Here is a 17,039-nt window from a genome sequence, read left to right on the forward strand (position 1 = left end):
CCTCAGACGATTCCGCCGTTGGCGCGGAGAACCTGACCGTTGACCCAGCGGGCCGGACCGGCGAGGAACGAAACGACCTCCGCGATGTCGGCCGGGGTGCCGAGACGCTCGAGCGGGGGCTGCGCCGCCATGCGAGCGACGGTCTCCTCGTCCTTGCCGTCGAGGAACAACGCCGTCGCGGTCGGGCCGGGGGCCACCGCGTTCACCGTGATGTCACGGCCGCGCAGTTCGCGGGCGAGAACCAGGGTGATCGCCTCGACGGCGCCCTTCGTGGCCGCATAGGCCGCGTACCCTGGCAGGGCGAGGCCGAGCACCGACGTCGAGAAGTTGATGATCGCGCCGCCGTCGCGAACACGGCGGGCGGCCTGCTGATCGACCACGAAGGTGCCCCGTATGTTGGTGCGGTGCAACCGGTCCAGCCGGTCGAGATCCAGTTCGGCCACCGGCGCGAGATACATGGTCCCGGCGGCGTGGACGACGACGTCGACCCCGCCGAAACTCTTCTCCGCGGTGTCGAACAGGGCCGCGACGGCGTTCTCGTCGGCGACGTCGGCCTGCACCGCGATCGCCTGACCGCCCGCGCCGGTGATCGCCTCGACCGCCGCCTGCGCCTCATCCTTGTTGCCGCCGTAGCCGACGACGACCGCGAATCCGTCGGACGCCAGCCGCTCGGCCGACTCCCTGCCGATACCCCGCGACCCGCCGGTGACGATCGCTACGCGTGTCATGGTGCGCTCCCATCAGACGTTTCCGTTGATAACGATTTCAAGGTATCACCGATAGCGAACCAGCGCTAACCGATCCATGTTATCGTCGATACATGACGTTGACGACGAAAGACCGCCTGGTCCGCGCGGCGGCGGAACTGCTGCTGGACGGCGGGCGCGACGCGTTGTCGACGCGCGCGGTCAGCGCCGCCGCCGGAGTGCAGGCGCCGACGCTCTACCGCACTTTCGGCGACAAGGACGGCCTCCTCGACGCGGTCGCCACGTATGGCTTCCAGAGATACCTGTGCGAGAAGCACCATCTCGGCGAGACCGAAGACCCGGTGGACGATCTCCGGCGCGGCTGGGACCTGCATGTCGAGTTCGGCCTGGCCCAGCCCGCCTTCTACATGCTCATGTACGGCGAACCCCGCGTCCGTGAAGCGCGCAAGGAGGCGGACGCGCTGCTCAGCCGGATCGTCGAACGCATCGCGGAGGCGGGCAGGCTGCGCGTACCGGTCGAACGAGCCGCGCGGCTGGTTCACGCGACCGGGATGGGCGTGATCCTCTCGCTCATCGCCAGCCCGCCCGAAGAGCGCGACACGGACCTGATCACCGCCGCGCGCGAACACATCATCGCGACGATCACCACCGACAGCGTGGACGCCGCTTCGGACGTCGCCAGCCGGGCGATCGCGCTCAAGGCCGCCCTGCAGAACGATCCCGTGGACGTGCTGACCCCGGCCGAGCACGCGATGCTCGCCGAATGGCTCGACCGCGTCGCGCGGTGAACTACCGGCCGACGGCCCTCGCCGCCGCGACCGCCTGCCCGGCGTAGGACCGTCCGAAAAGGACGGTGTGCACGAGGAGCGGGAACAGCTGATGTGCCCCGATCCGGTCGGTCCAGCCGTCGGCGAGCGGGGCGACCTCCTGATAGGCGGCCAGCACCCGATCGAGCAGCGGGCAGCCGAACAACTGCAGCATGGCCAGATCGGTCTCGCGATGACCGCCGTGCGCGGCCGGGTCGATCAGGGCGGCCTCGACGGCTCCCCACAGCACATTGCCGTTCCACAGGTCGCCGTGCAGCCGCGCGGGAGGTTCGGCCACCTCCGGAAGCCGCGCGCAGGCCTGCTCGATGACGGCGGCTTCGGCACCGTCCAGCGTGCCCTCGTCGACCGCGCGGCGGACATACGGCAGCACCCGGTGCTCGGCGTACCACCGCGGCCAGTCCTCCCCCGGCGCGTTCTCCATCGGGGCAAGCCCGATCCACGCGTCGGCAGGCCCTTCCGGAGGCGCGGCGCCGAACGCGGGCGCTCCGGCCGCGTGTAAGGCCGCGAGCCCCCGGCCCAGCCGTTCCGCCGCGTGATGCGTCGGCCGCCCGCCGCCGACCAGTTCCGTGACCAGCCAGTCCTCTTCGTGGCCGCGGACCTCCGGCACCCGGACGGCATCGGCGTCACCCAGCCACCGCAGTCCCGCCGCCTCAGCGGGTATCGCGTTCCGTGCGTGGCCCCGTTTGACGACCACCGTTTCCCCGTTGTCCAGCACCACTTCGGTCACCGCGCTCGCGAGGCTCCTCTGCTCGGCGACCGCGCGTCCAGTGATCCTCGTGGCCGCCTCGGCAGGCGTCGAAACCTGGGTCATGCCCAGCAACCTACCTCCGCCGATCGGGTGAACGCTCGTTGTCTAGAGTGCTTCTCGGGGGAATTCCACGCGCTTTCACTTTCGAGGGGAGATCGGTCGTGCCCACACGTCCGAGAGTTCGTCATGCCGCCATCGCCGCGATGGCCTGCGTCGCGCTGGTCGGCTGCACTCCGCCGTCGAACACCGGCCAGGCCAGGAGTGCCTCGGCCACGACGTCCGGAGAGGCACCCGCAAGCCCGTCGCCGACGACGACGGAGATGCCGTATCTGACCACCACGCCCACGCTGGAGGTCACCGGCGACGCCGTCAAACCGGGTACCAAGCTCAAGTTCGGCGAGCAGGCGATCATCCCGTTCTACAGCCGCTACGCGAAGGGCGTCGTCGGGCTCACGGTCACCGTCGAATCGGTGAAGGCACCTGACGCCGACATCGACAGCCTGCCGCTCAAGGACGAAGACAAGGCCAAGTTGCGGGGCAAGAACTTCTTTTTCGTCCACGAGAAGCTGACGAACGTCGACGGCACCAACCTCGCCGAGGTGACGGCGCCGATCCTGACCGCCAAGACCAGGAGCGGCGGCTGGCCGGGCTCCCTTCTGGGCATGGGGAAGACCGATGTCGCCGGATGCGAGGACCAGAACTTCGCGCCGAAGGACTTTTCGGTCAAGGGAGCGGTCTTCGAAGCTTGCCGCCTGCACTTCGGGGTCGCGTCGGACCCGATCACCTCACTGGCGTACACGACCCAGCCTTACGAGAGCGCCGATTCACGCTCCGTGACCTGGCGGAACAAATAGTCCGGCCGGTTTCCCGACCTCGGTCGGGCTGCATCCGGTCAGCGCCCGGAACTCGCGGACGAGGTGCGCCTGGTCGCTGTAGCCGCCCAGGTGCGCCACCTCCGCCCAGGAGAGGGACGACGCCTCGTTCACCAGCGCCATGACGCGGTTTAGCCGGGTGATCCGCCCGATCGTGCTGGGGTTCAGCCCGATCTGTTCGCGAAAGCGGGCGTTGAGGTGCTGCCTGCTCCAGCCGATTTCGTCCGCGAGTGCGCCCACTCGGACCGTATCCGCCGACAGCCTGTCCCACACGTAGCGGACCGTCGGCGCGAGTTCCGGACCGCGAGCGAGCCTCGACATCAGATACTCGTCCAGGAGCCGGAACCTCTCCGGCCAGCCCGACGCCTCCGCGAGCCGTTCGGTCAGCGGCCCGGACGGCATCAGATCGACCGCCGCGATCGCCGAATTGGTCAACTCGCGCAACGGGATCCCGAACAATCCGTACGCGCCGAGCGGGGTCAGGGCGACGGCGATCCCGCGCGAGACCCCGTCCTGTTCCGCGAGCAGCGGCCGGTCTCGCAATCCCAGTACGGGCGATTCCGGGATCACGCCTTCCCCGCGCGGACGGCGCGGGGCTTCGAGGTCGATCACCCAGATCAGCACGGACAGCGGCGTGATCCGCCACGCGGTCGGCCCGGCGTCGGGCAGGTCGTGCCCGACGTAACTCGAGACGTGTGCGGCGAGACGGGGATGCGGCCGCCGGAGCATCCGCTCACCGGGCGCGCGGCCGATGTCGTGGCGCGGCACCACCAGACTCCACCCGGCCATGCCGCCCATCTTACTTTCGTTCAAGACCGGGAACGGGGCGCTGCCTAGCGTTCCACCCATGAAAAAGATCGGGAGCTTCCGAAATCCCGCGGCCGAGGACCGGTACTTCGCCGCCTACGACCGCGCCATGGCCGAGTGCCCGGAGCCGGGCGCGGTGGTGAACATCAGGACGCACCACGGCATCACTCGCGTCTACCGCTATGGCGACAACGGCGCGCCGATCGTCCTGCTGCCAGGGCTCATGGCGACTTCCGCCTGTTACGCAGCACTTCTTCCCGCCTTGGCCGAGCAGAACACGGTCTACGCTATCGACACTCTCGGCGAGGCGGGCGGGAGCGTTCACAAGATGCCGTTCAAGGACATCCGCGACCGCGCGTGCGCTCTCGACGACGTCTTCGAGCGCCTGGATCTGACCGCCGTGCACCTCGTCGGCGGTTCGACCGGCGGCTGGCACGCGGTCAACCAGGCGATCCACGCGCCCGGCAGGCTCGCGTCCATCGGTTTGCTGGACGCGACCACCGTTACGGCGCCGTTCGCCCGGAAGGTGTTCCGGTACGGCCTTCCTGCGGCCGTCTTCGACAGCGAACGTCTGTGGCGGCGCTTCACGACGTGGTCCGCCGGGGAGGACATCCTCGACCAGCCCGCCGCTCGGCTGGTGCTCGCCGGTGTCCGGTGCTACCGGGCACGAGTGCCGTTCCAGGTATGCCCGAGCGAGAAGGCACTCCGGTCCATCGAATTGCCCACACTCGCCCTTTTCGGCGGGCGCAGCGTCGTGCACGATCCGGCCGCTGCCGCCGCGCGGCTCGAAAGCCTTGTCCCCCACGCCGACGTCGAAATCCTGCCCGACGCCGGTCATTACCTCTATCTCCGTCCGGAGGATCGCGACCTGATCATCGAACGGCTCCTCAAGTGGGTCGCTTAGGCGACCCGCGTGGCAGCCTGGGCGCGCGCCGCGGCCAGGCTGGCCCGGCACGCCGTGATCAGCCGGGCCGAGGCGGTGCTTTCGCCGTGGCCGCAACGAGGACAGGCCATCGTGACGGCACCGGACAGCTCGTCGACCGAGACGGTCAGCGCGGTCGCGCAGGATCGGCACCATCGATGCCTGGTGACCGGGTTGACATGCAGCGGGGAGGCGACGCACTGGTGGATCCAGCGGCCGTGCACGTGGCAGGTCAGGCGGTCGTCCGGGGAAAGGCGGCCGACGTCTTCCGCGTCGTCCTCCAGTGCCAGCAGAACCGGCAGGGTACGGCTCACCGGATTCAGCCGCGTGGTCGAGGCCAGTGTCGTGGTGGTCATCGCTGTCTCCTTCCGGCTCTCTCTATCAAGACGTCGAACGGGGAACGCCAGATACGACACGACCGGGCAGCCTTTCGTCGGAGCCTCCCCCTGCCGGGTGACTTGATCTTGGTCGACTCCGAATCGTTACCCCGTTCGGGTTAACGTCGCGTATCTTTCGGATCATGACGACCACGCTCACCACACTGTCCACATCGGACGGTGGCGAGCGCGGCTACCTGCTGCTTCCGCCCGCCGGCGGCACGCTCCGGACGTTCGGATCACTGGCCGTCGCGGCCGGTGCGAACGTCTGGGGAGTCGAGTACCCAGGGCATGGGGAACGGCTCGCGGAACCACCGGCTTCCTCTGTCGAAGAACTCGGCGCGCTCTTGGCCGATGCGACGCCGAAAGACTGGTTTTCCCGCATCGTGGTAATCGGCTTCGGCATGGGCGCCTTCGTCGCGTTGGAAGCGGCTCAACGGATGGGCATCGCCCCTGGCGCGTTGATCGTCGTGGACGCGTGCGCCCCGCAGCGGCGCTCGCCGGACAAGAACGCCAAGGCGGGCGCGTCGGCCATGGGACGGGTGTTCGGCCGCACCGGGCTCACCCCGGTCGCGGGCTACCGCGACTCGCCCGAAAGCTGGGAGCACGCTCTGGACCTGCTGCTCGGCGACCTTCAGCTGCTGAACGCCTACCGCGGGCCCGTCAGGACACGGCTTTCGTGCCCGCTCGCGGCGATGCGCGGCACCGACGATCCGGCGTCCGATTCGGGCGACGACGCCACGGGCGGCTGGCGGGTGTGGACTTCCGGTCCGTTCGTCGGCCGCGTCGTCCCCGGCGCGTATCTCGGTGTGCTCGAATCCGGCCGGGAGGCCGAGTTCTGGGCCAGGATCCGCCGTCTGGAAGCTGCCTTCCTCGACGTCGAACCGGACGTCGCTTAGGCCGTGCCCTCTGACGACCAGCCGAGCGCGGCCGCCAGGACCGGGCCGAGCCTGCTCAAGGCGGACGTGCGCATCATCCGGTGGTGTGTGGTGTCGATCCGGTGGGTCGTGATGCGGCCACCGACGTAAGGCCGCCATTCGTCGGCCAATCCGCTCGGTCCGGCCGTGCACAGCAGCAGGTCACCGCCGAACCGCACGGGAGTGAACTCGCCTTGCAGCCGGACGCTGTGCCGGATACTGGCGTCGATTCGCTCCATGGTTTCGGCAGGCAAGCCAGCCTGGCCGATCTCGTCGGCGAGCACGTCGTCGGCGCTGTCGTCCGGGAGGGGGTCGCCGGTCCGGTCCACCACGGGCGGTACGTCGAGGATCGCCAGCAGCGCCACCTTTTCGCCCTCTTGTTCGAGTCTCACCGCGAGCGCGTGCGCGACCAGCCCGCCGAACGACCAGCCCAGCAACCGGTACGGTCCGCTCGGTTGTACCTCCCGGATGCGGCGCAGATAGTCCGCGGCGATCTCCTCGACGGTGTCCGGCACGGCACCGTCGTCGCCGAAGATCGCCGACTGCAGTCCATAAAGCGGGATCTCCGGATCGAGGTGGTGGAGCAGTCCCGCGTACGACCAGCTCATCCCGCTCGACGGATGGACACAGAACACCGGCGGCAGGCTGCCGTGTCCGCGCAACTCGAGCAGTACGTCGAAGGCACCGCCCGTGGCGTCTCCCGCCATCAGCCGGGCGAGCGCGGCGGGCGTGGGCGCTTCGAACACCGCCCCGACACCCAGTTCCACCCCGAGCACGGCCTTAACCCGGCTGATCAGGCCGGTCGCCAGCAGCGAATGCCCGCCCAGGTCGAAGAAACCGTCGTCCGGGCCGACTTCGCCGATACCGAGCACGTCGGCGAACAGCCGGCACAGCACCGCTTCCCTCGGCGAGCGAGGACTGTCCGCGGCCCCGGCGAACACGGGTTCCGGCAGCCCCCGGCGATTCAGCTTTCCGTTGGGCAGCAACGGCAACGCGTCCAGCACCAGCACCACGACCGGTACCAGGAACGCGGGCAGCCGCTCCGCGACATGGTCACGCGCGAGGACGTCCAGGTCTGCGGCGGCCCCCGGTTCCGGTGTCACGTACCCCACCAGGCACGGCTCGCCCCGGCTGTCCGGCCGGACGACGACCACCGCCCGCGCGACTCCCGGACAGCGGGCGAGCGCCGCTTCCGCCTCACCCGGCTCGACCCGGAACCCGCGGATCTTCACCTGGTCGTCCGATCGGCCGGCGAACTCGAGATGACCGTCCGGATGCCAGCGGGCGAGGTCACCGGTGCGGTACATCCGCGCGCCCGGCCCGCCATGGGGATCCGGCACGAACCGTTCGGCTGTCAGCCCTGGACGGTTGCCGTATCCCCTCGGCAGCCCCGCGCCCGCGGTGTACAGGTCACCGGCGATGCCGACCGGCACCGGGCGGAGCGCGCCGTCGAGAACGTAGGCACGAAGGTTGTCCAGCAACCGGCCGATCGGCACCGGAGAGGGCCAGCCGCCGGGATCACCGTCCAGGGTGTACGCGGTGACGACCTGGGCCTCGGTCGAGCCGTAGTTGTTGTGCACCCGGCGCTCCGGCACCCGCCCGCAGAACCTTCTGACCTGACGGCTCACCGTCAGCGCCTCCCCCGCCTGGACGATGTCCCGCAGGTCCGGGAGATCCGCGTCCAGCTCTTCGGCCGCGCTGCCGAGCGCGTCGATCAGCAGGTTCGGCGCGAACAACTCGTTCACCTGGTGCTTTTCGAGCCACCGCACCAGCCGGAGCGGGTCGGTCCGGACGTCGGCAGGCACGATCACCAGCGTGCGGCCGGAAGTGAGCACCGACAGCATCTCCTGCAGTGACACGTCGAAGCTCGCCGACGCGAACTGGGCGGTGCGGATGCCGGGCCCCTTGCCGAGCACGGTGTTGTGCCACTCGAACATGTTCACCATGACGTCCGGTGTCATCACCACCCCCTTCGGCCGCCCCGTGGAGCCGGAGGTGTAGATGACGTATGCGGGAGTCAGCCGGTTCAGAGCGGCAGTCCGCTCGTCGTCCCGCACCGGATGGCCCGGATAGGCTTCCAGGTCGACGTCGTCGATGGTGACGCACGGATAATCGTTGTCCGGCAACGACTTCGCGATCGACCCGGTGGTCAGCAGCAACGCCGGACTCGCGTCACCCAGCATGAACTCGATGCGCTCCGCCGGGTAGTCCGGGTCGATCGGCAGGTACGCGCCGCCCGCCTTGAGGATCGCCATCAGCCCGACCACGACGTCCAGCGATCGCCCGATCATCACGCCGACCGTCCGTTCCGGACCGACGCCGTGGCGGATGAGCAACCGGGCCAGCCGGTTGGCGCGCTCGGCCAGTTCGCCGTAGGTCAGCTGTGCGTCCTCGTAGACGGCGGCGACCGCGTCCGGTGCGCGCGCCACCTGTTCGTCGAAGAGATCGGGCAGTGCGGCGAACGGGATGTCGCGAGACGTGTCGTTCCAGTCGACGAGGACTTGCCTGCGCTCGGCCGCGGTCAGCAGCTCGATGTCGTCGAGGCGGTGCTCAGGCTCGGCGGCCACCGCCGTCAGCAGGCGGCGCAGCCGGGTCACGATCGACACGGCGGTGCCGAGGTCGAAGATGTCGGTGTTGAACTCGATCGTGCCGTCCAGCTTCGCTTCGCCTTCGGTGAACTGCAGGAAGAGGTCGAACTTCGACGTCCCGGTCGGGACGTACCCGTCGGTCACGCTCAGCCCGTCCATCGCGATCCCGTCCCGCGGCAGGTTCTGCATTCCCAGCAGCACCTGGAAGAGGGACTGGTGCGCACGGGATCGAGCCGGGTTGAGCATCTCGACGACCTGGTCGAACGGGAGGTCCTGATGTGCGTAGGCATCCAGGTCGACGCTTCGTACCCGTTCGAGCAGCTGCCGGAACGTCGTGACACCCGAACAATCGGTCCGCAGGACCAGCGTGTTGACGAAGAACCCGACCAGATCGTCCAGCGCCTCGTCGGTCCGGCCGGCGACCGGCGTCCCGATCGGGATGTCGCCGCCCGCGCCGAGCTTCGACAGCAGCGCGACCAGACCCGCGTGCACCACCATGAAAAGGCTGGCACCGTACCGAGCGGCGAGCGTGGTCAGCGCGGCGTGGAGCTCCGCGTCCCAGGTGAACTCGTGGATGTCGCCCCGGTGGGTGCCGATCGCCGGATGCGGCCGGTCGGCGGGCAGCGTGATCCGCTCGGGCAACCCCGACAGCGTCCGCCGCCAGTACTCCAGCTGCGTGCCGTGGACGCTCGTGGGATCCGCGGCGTCGCCGAGCAACTCCTTCTGCCACAACGTGTAGTCCACGTAGTGCACCGGGAGTGCCGTCCACTCGGGATCTTTTCCCGCGCGGCGGGCGTTGTACGCCGTGCTGAGGTCCTTGGTGAGCGGCGACAAAGACCAGCCGTCACCGGCGATGTGGTGCAGCAGCACGACGAACACGTGCTCGTCGGCCGAGCGCTCGACCAGCCAAGCGCGGATCGGCAGTTCGCGAGCGAGATCGAAGGTGCTACGAGCCAGGGACTCCAGCACGGTGCCCAGGTCCTGTCCGTTCACCTGGACCGACTCGAAGACCGGCCGGGCGGCGTCGACGGAAAGCACGTGCTGGCGTGGCACGCCGTCGGTGTCCGGGAACACCGTGCGCAGGCTCTCGTGCCGGGCGATCACGTCACCCAGCGCGGCGCGCAGCGCGGCCTCGTCCAAATCTCCCTTGATCCGCAGGGTCATCGAGATGTTGTACGTCGCCGACGGTCCTTCGAGCCGGTGCAGGAACCACAGCCTCGCCTGCGCCGGGGACAACGGCACGTGTCCGGGCCGGGGCATCGGCCGCAGGACGAGCCTGCGTTCCCGCGCCTGCGACACGAGGACGGCCAGCAGCGCGGGGGTGGGCGCGTCGAACGGCGCCCGCATGCCGAGTTCCACCCCGAGCACCGAACGGACACGGCTGACCAGCCGCGTCACGATGAGTGAATGCCCGCCCAGGTCGAAGAAGCTGTCGTCGGCGCCGACGTCTTCGACACCGAGCACCTCGCCGAACAGTCCGCACAACGTGCTTTCCAGCGGGGTCCTGGCGGCGCGCGACGCCGAGCCGAAAACCGGCGCCGGGAGTGCCCGCCGATCGACCTTTCCGCTGGGTGCCACCGGGAATCGCGCCGACACCATGACGACCGCCGGCACCATGTAGCCGGGGAGAAACCCGGTGACGAACTCCCGCGCCGTCACGCCCAGCCGCGCCGGATCCACCGAGGTTTCCGAGGTGTCGTGGGTGACGTGCCCGACCAGGCATCGCTCGCCACGCGCGTCGGTACCGACGACGACCACCGCGTCGGCCACGCCGGGGCATCGCGCCAGCACCGATTCGACCTCGCCCAGTTCGATCCGGAAGCCGCGGATCTTCACCTGGTCGTCGGTCCGCCCCAGATACTCCAGTCCGCCGCTTCCCCACCGCACCAGGTCACCGGTGCGGTACATCCGCCCGCCCGCGTCGCCGAACGGATCCGCCACGAACCGGGATGCCGTCAAGCCACCGCGACCCCAATATCCCCAGGCCAGGCCCACGCCGCTCACGTACAGCTCGCCCAGCACCCCCGGTGGTACCAGCCCCAGCCCGTCGTCCAGCACATAGCACCGGTAACCGGGCAGCGGACGGCCGATCAGGCCGACCGCGGCGGGCAAGCCGTGCTCCAGCGCCGCGTACGTGACGTGCACCGTGGTCTCGGTGATGCCGTACATGTTGACCAGCCGGGGACCGTGGCCGTGCCGTCCGTACCACTCGTCCAGCTTCGCCAGGTCGAGCGCCTCACCGCCGAAGATCACGTAGCGCAAGGCGAGCCTGCCCGAGGTGGACGGGTCCTCGGCGTCGGCACGCATCAGTTCGTAGAACGCCGACGGGATCTGGTTGAGCACGGTGACCTGCCGGTCGGCGAGCAGGCGCAGGAGATCCGGCGGGGACTGGGCGATCCCGGCCGGAACCACGACGAGCTTGCCGCCGTACGCCAAGGCGCCCCACAGTTCCCAGACCGAGAAGTCGAAGGCGTACGAATGGAACAGCGTCCAGGTGTCCTCCGGGCCGAAGTCGTACGACTCGTCGGCCGCGGCGAGCAGCGCGACGACGTTGCGGTGCGGGACGACCACACCTTTCGGCCGTCCGGTGGACCCGGAGGTGTAGATCAGGTACGCCGCGTCATCCGCCTGGGGCGCGGTCGAAAGAACCGGGCCCGTGCCGTCGGACAGCCGGGCCTCGACCGCCGGGTCGTCCAGCAGGATCCGGGCCCGCGGCCGTCGAGACGTGCTCTCCTCCGGCGCGGCAGGCTCCTCGCCGGGTGGCGCGGCGTCCGTGCGGATGGCGTAGACGTTGCAGAGCGCGGTGTCGTCCAGCAGCCGGTTGTGCTGGGCGCAGGTCACCTCGTACCCGTGCCCCCGCAGCAGGGTCAGCACCTGGTCGAGCCGTCCGTCGACGCCGTGCACCTCGATCACGAGCTGCCGGATGAGTGGCCAATGCTCGGCGTCGATGCCTTTGAGCACCTCGTATTCGGCGCTCTCCACGTCGATCTTCAGCAGGTCGATCCGCTCGACACCGTACTCGCGCACGACCTCCGAAAGGGTGCGCAGCCGGCAGGTGAACCGCTCGCTGGACAGCCGCGCGTCGACCAGTTCATCGACGGCCTCGTCGCTGACGGCCTCGTCGTCGTCATCCTGGGCGAGCTCGTCGAATTGGTGACGCAGGTAGGAGCGGACCATCTCGTGCGCCGCCTCGTCGGTGGCGACGCAGGAGGAGATGACCGTGTCATGCGGGTAGAAGGTGAAGTCCGCCTCGCCTGACTGTCCGGCCAGGCCGTACGGGAGGGCCTTGGCGTTGAGGCCGTGCAGCTCGACGTTGCGGCGCAACGACTCGTACACCGCCGGGATCGGTTCGAAGGAGTAGATGGTGGCGTCGGGCCAGCGCAGGCCGGCGAACAGCGTGTACATGCCGATGTTCGCGCCGACGTCGAAAAGCACGTCGCCGTCACGCACGGTGATCCCGTTTCGCAGGTACTCGAGCTTGGTGAAGATCTCCTCGAAAAGGAAGTCGGTCTCGGCCTTGTTCTGGTGGAACAGCTCCACACCGTTCGGCAGCGTGTACACCTGTCCTGGCGCGTCAGGGCCGAGCACATCCGAAGTGCTGACGACCACGACCGGATCCGCGTCCCGCAGCATCCACGCCACGCGCTCCCCCGGAAAGGACGGATCCAACGGCAGATAAGCCGCTCCGGACTTCAGCACCGCGAGCAGCACCATCGGCAGGTCCGCGGACCTCGGCAGCCGCACGCCGACGAACGTGCCGGGGCGGGCACCGTGCTCGGCCAGCAGCCCGGCCAGCCTGGTCGACCGGTCGTCGAGTTCGCGATACGACACCGAGATCTCGCCGCACACCAGCGCGACCGCGTCCGGCCGTTGCCGCACCCGGTCTTCGAAAAGGTCCACCAGGGTCGCGGTCACCGCCGGTCCTCCACCACGGGGTGCGACAGCAGGCGAGTCAAAGAGGGCTCCTTCTTCTCGGCGCCGGCACGGAAACCACCTCGACTCTAGGGACCGGCCGGGTGACAGGAGAACTACTCGGTTGGGTAGGCCACTCGGCGCACACGGCCTCCGCGCTACCGTTTCTTGCCACCTCGCGAGCGAACGGCTAGCGTCGATCTTCAGTCCGCTCTCGCGGTTTCCCGGCACGACGGAGGGCGGAAATGGACGGCGCACCAAGCGCGGCGCTGCCGGGGCTGGCGGCGGAGTTCTGGGCCTGGCGCACCAGGACCCAGCCGGATTCCTACGACGACATCACCAGGGTGGAGCGGCCTCCGGACTGGGTCGCCGACTGGTCGGCTTCGGCGATCCGTGCCCGGCGCGAGGCCCACGAAGGGTTCGCCGACCGGTACCGCCGGATCGAGCTGTCCGATGTGGACATCAGCGGCCAGGTGGACCGGCGGCTGCTCGGATCGGCGCTGGCGCGGGTCCGGTGGGAGCTGGATCTTTCGCGTTCCTGGCAACGTGATCCGTCGTTCTACGTCGACCAAAGCCTGGTCTGTGTCTACAACCTTCTGCTGGAGCCGCCACCGTTCGGCACCCAGCGGGCCGACGCCGTCGTTCGTCAGCTGCGCAACGTTCCCGTTGTTCTGGAACAAGCACGCGAGAACCTCGACGGGACGATCGTCGGGCCGTTCGCCCGGCGAACGCTCACCGCGCTCCACCGGGCCGACGAACAGCTGCGGACGGCGATGGCGGCACTGGCGGTGTCGGCGCCCGACCACCGCTTGCCCGCCGCGGCCGAAAGCGCCGCACGGTCTGTCGCCGGCTACCGGGATTGGCTTGCCGGGCAAGCTCCGTTCGACACCGACGAAGTCGCTGTCGGCGCGGACGCGTTCGCGTTCTTCCTGCACCGCGTGGCGCTGCTGCCGTTCCCGGCGGAACAGCTGCGGACGATGGCCCGTCAGGAACGGAATCGGGCGGTGTGGGCCGAGACGCTTCCACGCCGCGACGATCACACGACGGCCCACGGAAATCTGCCCGGCATCGACGAGTTGATCGCCCGGCAACGCGACGCCGAACGTGACTTGCGGCGGTTCTACCTCGACCACGATGTGCTGAGCCTGCCCGCAGGTCCGCGGAGATACCGGATGGCACCACTCCCCGCGTATCTCGAACCGCTGACCTGGCTGGGTGTGCCGCACGACCCGGCGTCACCGTCCCGTGTGGACGATGACGCGATCCGCTACGTCCGGAACCCGGACCCGGACCTGCCTTACTTCGACCTCGCCGAGATCCGCACCCCGCTCACCGGGCTCGCGCACGAAGGCGTCCACGCGCAGCAGCTCGCGATGTCCTGGCAGCACGGCAATCCGGCGCGCCGTCCCTACTACGACTCCGCGCCGAACGAGGGAATCGCGCTCTACCACGAAGAACTGCTGCTGAACCTGGGAGCCTTCGACGGCGAACCGGCGGGCGCCGCGTTCGTCGTCAACGCGATGCGGCTCCGTGCATTGCGCGTGGAGATCGACGTCGCGCTGGCGCTCGGCGAGTTGTCCCTGCGGGAAGCTGCCGACGTGCTCGCGGAATCGGTCCCCATGGACCGGGCGACCGCGTGGCAGGAGGCCACTTTCTTCGCGGGCAACCCCGGCCAGGGGCTGAGTTACCAGGTCGGCAAACTGCAGATCCTCGACCTGCTGGCGGCCTGCGCCCGGCGTCAGGGCGACGCCTTCGACCTGAAGGCGTTCCACGACCGGCTGTGGCGCGAAGGCAACGTGCCTCTCGCTTTGCAACGCTGGGAACTCCTCGGTCTGCGCGATCACCTCGACCAGGCGGACCTGCTGGCTCCCGCCGGCGATCGGTGAGTGTGTCCCGAGCGCCACGCCTGGGACGCTCATCGTCTCGAACGTGGCGCTCGGGACACCACCTTTAGTTCTTCCGTGGCCGGGTGATCGGCACTATCACGGCGGTGAGCAGTGGCGCCAGGCCCGCCAGGACCAGACCCGCGTCAGCGCCGAACCGGGTCACGAGCAATCCCGCCACCGGGCTGGCGGCGGCGGTCCCCAGGTAGCCGAAGGCGGAGAAGTACCCGAACGCCTCCGCCAGCCGATCCGGGGGGACCTTCTCGGGGACCAGCAACATGGCCGCGGTGTCACCCGGCGCGAAGGCCAGTCCGGCGATCAGCAGGCAGCTGATGGCGAGCACCAGCGAAGGTGTCACGGCGGCGATCGCGGTGATGAAGCCGTACACGGAGATCAGCGTCCAGGCCACGGTGAGACTGGGGGTTCTGCGCAGCAGGTTCGTGGCGGGCAAGGCCGCATAGACGGAACCGCTGAGCGCGCTCGTGGCGAAGATACCCGCGAGCACCAAGCCGCCGTTCGTGGTGGCCTGACCGTGGTCCGCCAGCAACGCGGGAAGGGCGACGTCGAGCGCGCCGAGGTTGACGCCGATGCCCACGTTGAGCAGCAGTGGCACCCAAAGCCGCGCCAGCAGCGTTCGCGCCGACGACGACTGCCGGGGGCCGTTTCCGGGTGGCCTGCCCGGCAACGTCCAGCTGAGCAGCGCACCCGATGCCACGACAGCGGCCACCGTGCCGATACACGCCTGCGGCCCGACCAGAGCGGCCACCACGGCCGCCAGCGCCGGACCGCCGATCCAGGCGGACTGCAGCGCGACCGCGTCGATCGCGTACGCCTGCTTGAGATGGCCGTCGTGCAGGACCTGCGGCAACAGCGCCCGGTACGCCCCGCTCACCCCGGCACCGCTGCCCGCCGCCACGACCACCAAGGCCAGCAGCACCACCAAAGGCGCACCCGCGGCGGCCGCGATCGCCGTGGCGACCAGTCCCGCCGTCGACCCCAGCAGCGACCAGCCCAGCGCACGGGGCAACGTGGCCCGATCCATTTGCCTGCCCCGCCACGGCGCGCACACCGCGTACGTCAGCGCGCTTGCGCCGCTCAGCAGACCGGCTCCGGCGAACGACCCCGTCACGTCGTGTGCGGTGAGGACCAGCGCGACCGGCAGCATCGTCTGGGGCAGCCTGGCGAGCGACGCCGCGGCCAGCCACCGCCACCAGGTCGGATTCGCCCGCAGCGGCCTCGCCACATCGTCCTCGACGGACATAGCTTCCTCCTGGCAGGCCTGGCATGGATGTACGCGTCGCGGTCCGGGGTCGAAGGCTACCGATCGGGTCCGGTCGCGGGGGCCAACCGTCCCGCGATCAGGTCGAGGCACAAATGCGTCGGCGGCCCCATATGGGTGACGGCTTCAGCGTCCTGGGAGATCCGGTTGATCTCGTGTGCGTGGAGGTAGCCGGCGCTGCCGAGGAGACCTCGGACCGTGCCACAGACGGTCTCACCGGTCGTCGAGGCGAAGACCTTGACGCAGTAGGCACGCAGCACCCTGTCCTGTGCCGGACCGGTGGTGAGGTCGCGGACGGCGGCGCGGGCCGATCTGACGGCGATCTCCGTCGAGGCGAGCTGACGCTGGAACCGTGGCTCGTCGAAGAGATCGCGGTCGCGGGCGTGCGCGAGCGCGGTTTCGTGCGCCGCCTGGGCCAGCCCCACGCTGACCGCGCCGAGGGTGAGCCCCAGCCGGTGGGGCAGCTGGATCGCTTCGGGGGTGGCGCTGCCGGAGCAGAGCAGGTTGTCCTCCCCGACGGTCACGTCCCGGAACTGCACCATTCCCGTCCCGGAGCCGCGCATGCCTGCCATGTCGAGTGCGTCCGGGGGCACCTCGACGCCGGGGGTGGCCGCTTCGACGAGGAACAGTGCCTGGTCGCTCCCGCCGTAGGTGGGCCCGGTGGCGTGAGCTGTCCCGGTGGTGGGGGGAAGCTGGACGAGCACGATGAAGAAGTCGGCGACGGTGGCGCTGGTGGAGAAGGTCTTGCCGCCCTTGATCTCCCACCCTCCGGCGGTGTCACGCTGGGCGGTCGTGGACAGCGAGCGCTTGTCCGCTGTCGAGCCGGGCTCGCTCCACGCGGACGCCACCAGCTCGCCGCGTCGCGCGATGCGCGGAAGCCAGTGTTTCTTCTGGGTCTCGGTGCCGTACTGCTCGATCCGCACCGCCACCGCGCAGTGGAGATACAACATGATGGCGATCGACGGGTTGTCCGCGGCGACGGTCTCGATCGCGGCGTTCGCGGCGGCCGCGTCGTAGCCCCAGCCACCATGGTCTTCGTGGACCATCATGCCCAGCAGCCCCGATCGGCGCAGCGCTTCGAGGCTCGCCGCGTCGACCTCCCCTGTCTCGTGTGCCCGGCGGGCACCGGCGCGGAGTGTCTCACCGAACTCCGGGCCGGGCGTGAATCGATCGTGGAGGTTCATCTGCCGTCACCGCCTT

General features: G+C 69.5%; 12 protein-coding genes. 5 read left to right on the plus strand and 7 right to left on the minus strand.

The window, feature by feature from the left end; translation table 11 throughout:
- Window positions 1-2: 2 nt before the first annotated feature.
- On the minus strand, window positions 3-728 hold the full coding sequence (locus tag AMYAL_RS0133715) for an SDR family oxidoreductase (protein ID WP_020635707.1): 726 nt from the start codon (window positions 726-728) through the stop codon (window positions 3-5).
- Window positions 729-820: 92 nt separating this feature from the next.
- On the opposite strand from AMYAL_RS0133715, the gene AMYAL_RS0133720 reads away from it, so the two are divergent.
- Window positions 821-1,495 (plus strand): TetR/AcrR family transcriptional regulator, encoded by a 675-nt coding sequence (locus AMYAL_RS0133720; protein WP_020635708.1) that lies wholly within the window; start codon window positions 821-823, stop codon window positions 1,493-1,495.
- A gap of 1 nt (window position 1,496) precedes the next feature.
- On the opposite strand, the gene AMYAL_RS0133725 is transcribed toward AMYAL_RS0133720, so the two are convergent.
- Window positions 1,497-2,345: a fructosamine kinase family protein gene (locus tag AMYAL_RS0133725; protein WP_020635709.1), complete on the minus strand. Its 849-nt coding sequence runs from the start codon at window positions 2,343-2,345 to the stop codon at window positions 1,497-1,499.
- A gap of 98 nt (window positions 2,346-2,443) precedes the next feature.
- Between AMYAL_RS0133725 and AMYAL_RS46685 the strand changes: the two genes are divergently transcribed.
- A complete protein-coding gene (locus AMYAL_RS46685) occupies window positions 2,444-3,136 on the plus strand; it encodes a hypothetical protein (RefSeq protein ID WP_039794565.1) in 693 nt (230 codons plus the stop codon).
- Here AMYAL_RS46685 and AMYAL_RS0133740 read toward each other — a convergent pair.
- A complete protein-coding gene (locus tag AMYAL_RS0133740) occupies window positions 3,107-3,943 on the minus strand; it encodes a helix-turn-helix domain-containing protein (protein ID WP_039795943.1) in 837 nt (278 codons plus the stop codon). The two genes, AMYAL_RS46685 and AMYAL_RS0133740, sit on opposite strands and share 30 nt — an antisense overlap.
- A 58-nt stretch (window positions 3,944-4,001) precedes the next feature.
- Between AMYAL_RS0133740 and AMYAL_RS0133745 the strand changes: the two genes are divergently transcribed.
- Complete coding sequence (locus AMYAL_RS0133745; protein WP_020635713.1) at window positions 4,002-4,865, plus strand: alpha/beta fold hydrolase; 864 nt, start codon at window positions 4,002-4,004, stop codon at window positions 4,863-4,865.
- On the opposite strand, the gene AMYAL_RS0133750 is transcribed toward AMYAL_RS0133745, so the two are convergent.
- Window positions 4,862-5,239 carry a hypothetical protein gene (locus AMYAL_RS0133750; protein WP_020635714.1) on the minus strand — a complete coding sequence of 126 codons (378 nt, stop codon included), beginning with the start codon at window positions 5,237-5,239 and terminating at the stop codon, window positions 4,862-4,864. The genes AMYAL_RS0133745 and AMYAL_RS0133750 overlap by 4 nt on opposite strands.
- A gap of 164 nt (window positions 5,240-5,403) precedes the next feature.
- On the opposite strand from AMYAL_RS0133750, the gene AMYAL_RS0133755 reads away from it, so the two are divergent.
- Window positions 5,404-6,159: a thioesterase II family protein gene (locus AMYAL_RS0133755; protein WP_020635715.1), complete on the plus strand. Its 756-nt coding sequence runs from the start codon at window positions 5,404-5,406 to the stop codon at window positions 6,157-6,159.
- Here the strand turns inward: AMYAL_RS0133755 and AMYAL_RS46690 are convergent.
- Window positions 6,156-12,680 (minus strand): non-ribosomal peptide synthetase, encoded by a 6,525-nt coding sequence (locus AMYAL_RS46690; protein WP_020635716.1) that lies wholly within the window; start codon window positions 12,678-12,680, stop codon window positions 6,156-6,158. The two genes, AMYAL_RS0133755 and AMYAL_RS46690, sit on opposite strands and share 4 nt — an antisense overlap.
- A gap of 242 nt (window positions 12,681-12,922) precedes the next feature.
- Here AMYAL_RS46690 and AMYAL_RS46695 point away from each other — a divergent pair, with 242 nt between their 5' ends.
- The gene (locus AMYAL_RS46695; protein ID WP_020635717.1) at window positions 12,923-14,563 is read left to right on the plus strand and encodes a DUF885 family protein; all 1,641 of its coding nucleotides are present in this window, start codon (window positions 12,923-12,925) and stop codon (window positions 14,561-14,563) included.
- 64 nt (window positions 14,564-14,627) lie between these two features.
- Here the strand turns inward: AMYAL_RS46695 and AMYAL_RS0133770 are convergent, their stop codons facing one another.
- Complete coding sequence (locus tag AMYAL_RS0133770; protein ID WP_020635718.1) at window positions 14,628-15,821, minus strand: MFS transporter; 1,194 nt, start codon at window positions 15,819-15,821, stop codon at window positions 14,628-14,630.
- 56 nt (window positions 15,822-15,877) lie between these two features.
- Complete coding sequence (locus tag AMYAL_RS46700; protein ID WP_020635719.1) at window positions 15,878-17,023, minus strand: acyl-CoA dehydrogenase family protein; 1,146 nt, start codon at window positions 17,021-17,023, stop codon at window positions 15,878-15,880.
- Window positions 17,024-17,039: the final 16 nt, after the last annotated feature.

Origin of the sequence: Amycolatopsis alba DSM 44262, assembly GCF_000384215.1 — a bacterium.
GTDB classification, from domain to species: Bacteria; Actinomycetota; Actinomycetes; order Mycobacteriales; family Pseudonocardiaceae; genus Amycolatopsis; species Amycolatopsis alba.

Coding starts and splice junctions, on each gene's coding strand:
- AMYAL_RS0133715 (WP_020635707.1), bottom strand. CDS start 728: ATGACACGCGTAGCGATCGTCACCGGCGGGTCGCGGGGTATCGGCAGG.
- AMYAL_RS0133720 (WP_020635708.1), top strand. CDS start 821: ATGACGTTGACGACGAAAGACCGCCTGGTCCGCGCGGCGGCGGAACTG.
- AMYAL_RS0133725 (WP_020635709.1), bottom strand. CDS start 2,345: ATGACCCAGGTTTCGACGCCTGCCGAGGCGGCCACGAGGATCACTGGA.
- AMYAL_RS0133740 (WP_039795943.1), bottom strand. CDS start 3,943: ATGGCCGGGTGGAGTCTGGTGGTGCCGCGCCACGACATCGGCCGCGCG.
- AMYAL_RS0133745 (WP_020635713.1), top strand. CDS start 4,002: ATGAAAAAGATCGGGAGCTTCCGAAATCCCGCGGCCGAGGACCGGTAC.
- AMYAL_RS0133750 (WP_020635714.1), bottom strand. CDS start 5,239: ATGACCACCACGACACTGGCCTCGACCACGCGGCTGAATCCGGTGAGC.
- AMYAL_RS0133755 (WP_020635715.1), top strand. CDS start 5,404: ATGACGACCACGCTCACCACACTGTCCACATCGGACGGTGGCGAGCGC.
- AMYAL_RS46695 (WP_020635717.1), top strand. CDS start 12,923: ATGGACGGCGCACCAAGCGCGGCGCTGCCGGGGCTGGCGGCGGAGTTC.
- AMYAL_RS0133770 (WP_020635718.1), bottom strand. CDS start 15,821: ATGTCCGTCGAGGACGATGTGGCGAGGCCGCTGCGGGCGAATCCGACC.
- AMYAL_RS46700 (WP_020635719.1), bottom strand. CDS start 17,023: ATGAACCTCCACGATCGATTCACGCCCGGCCCGGAGTTCGGTGAGACA.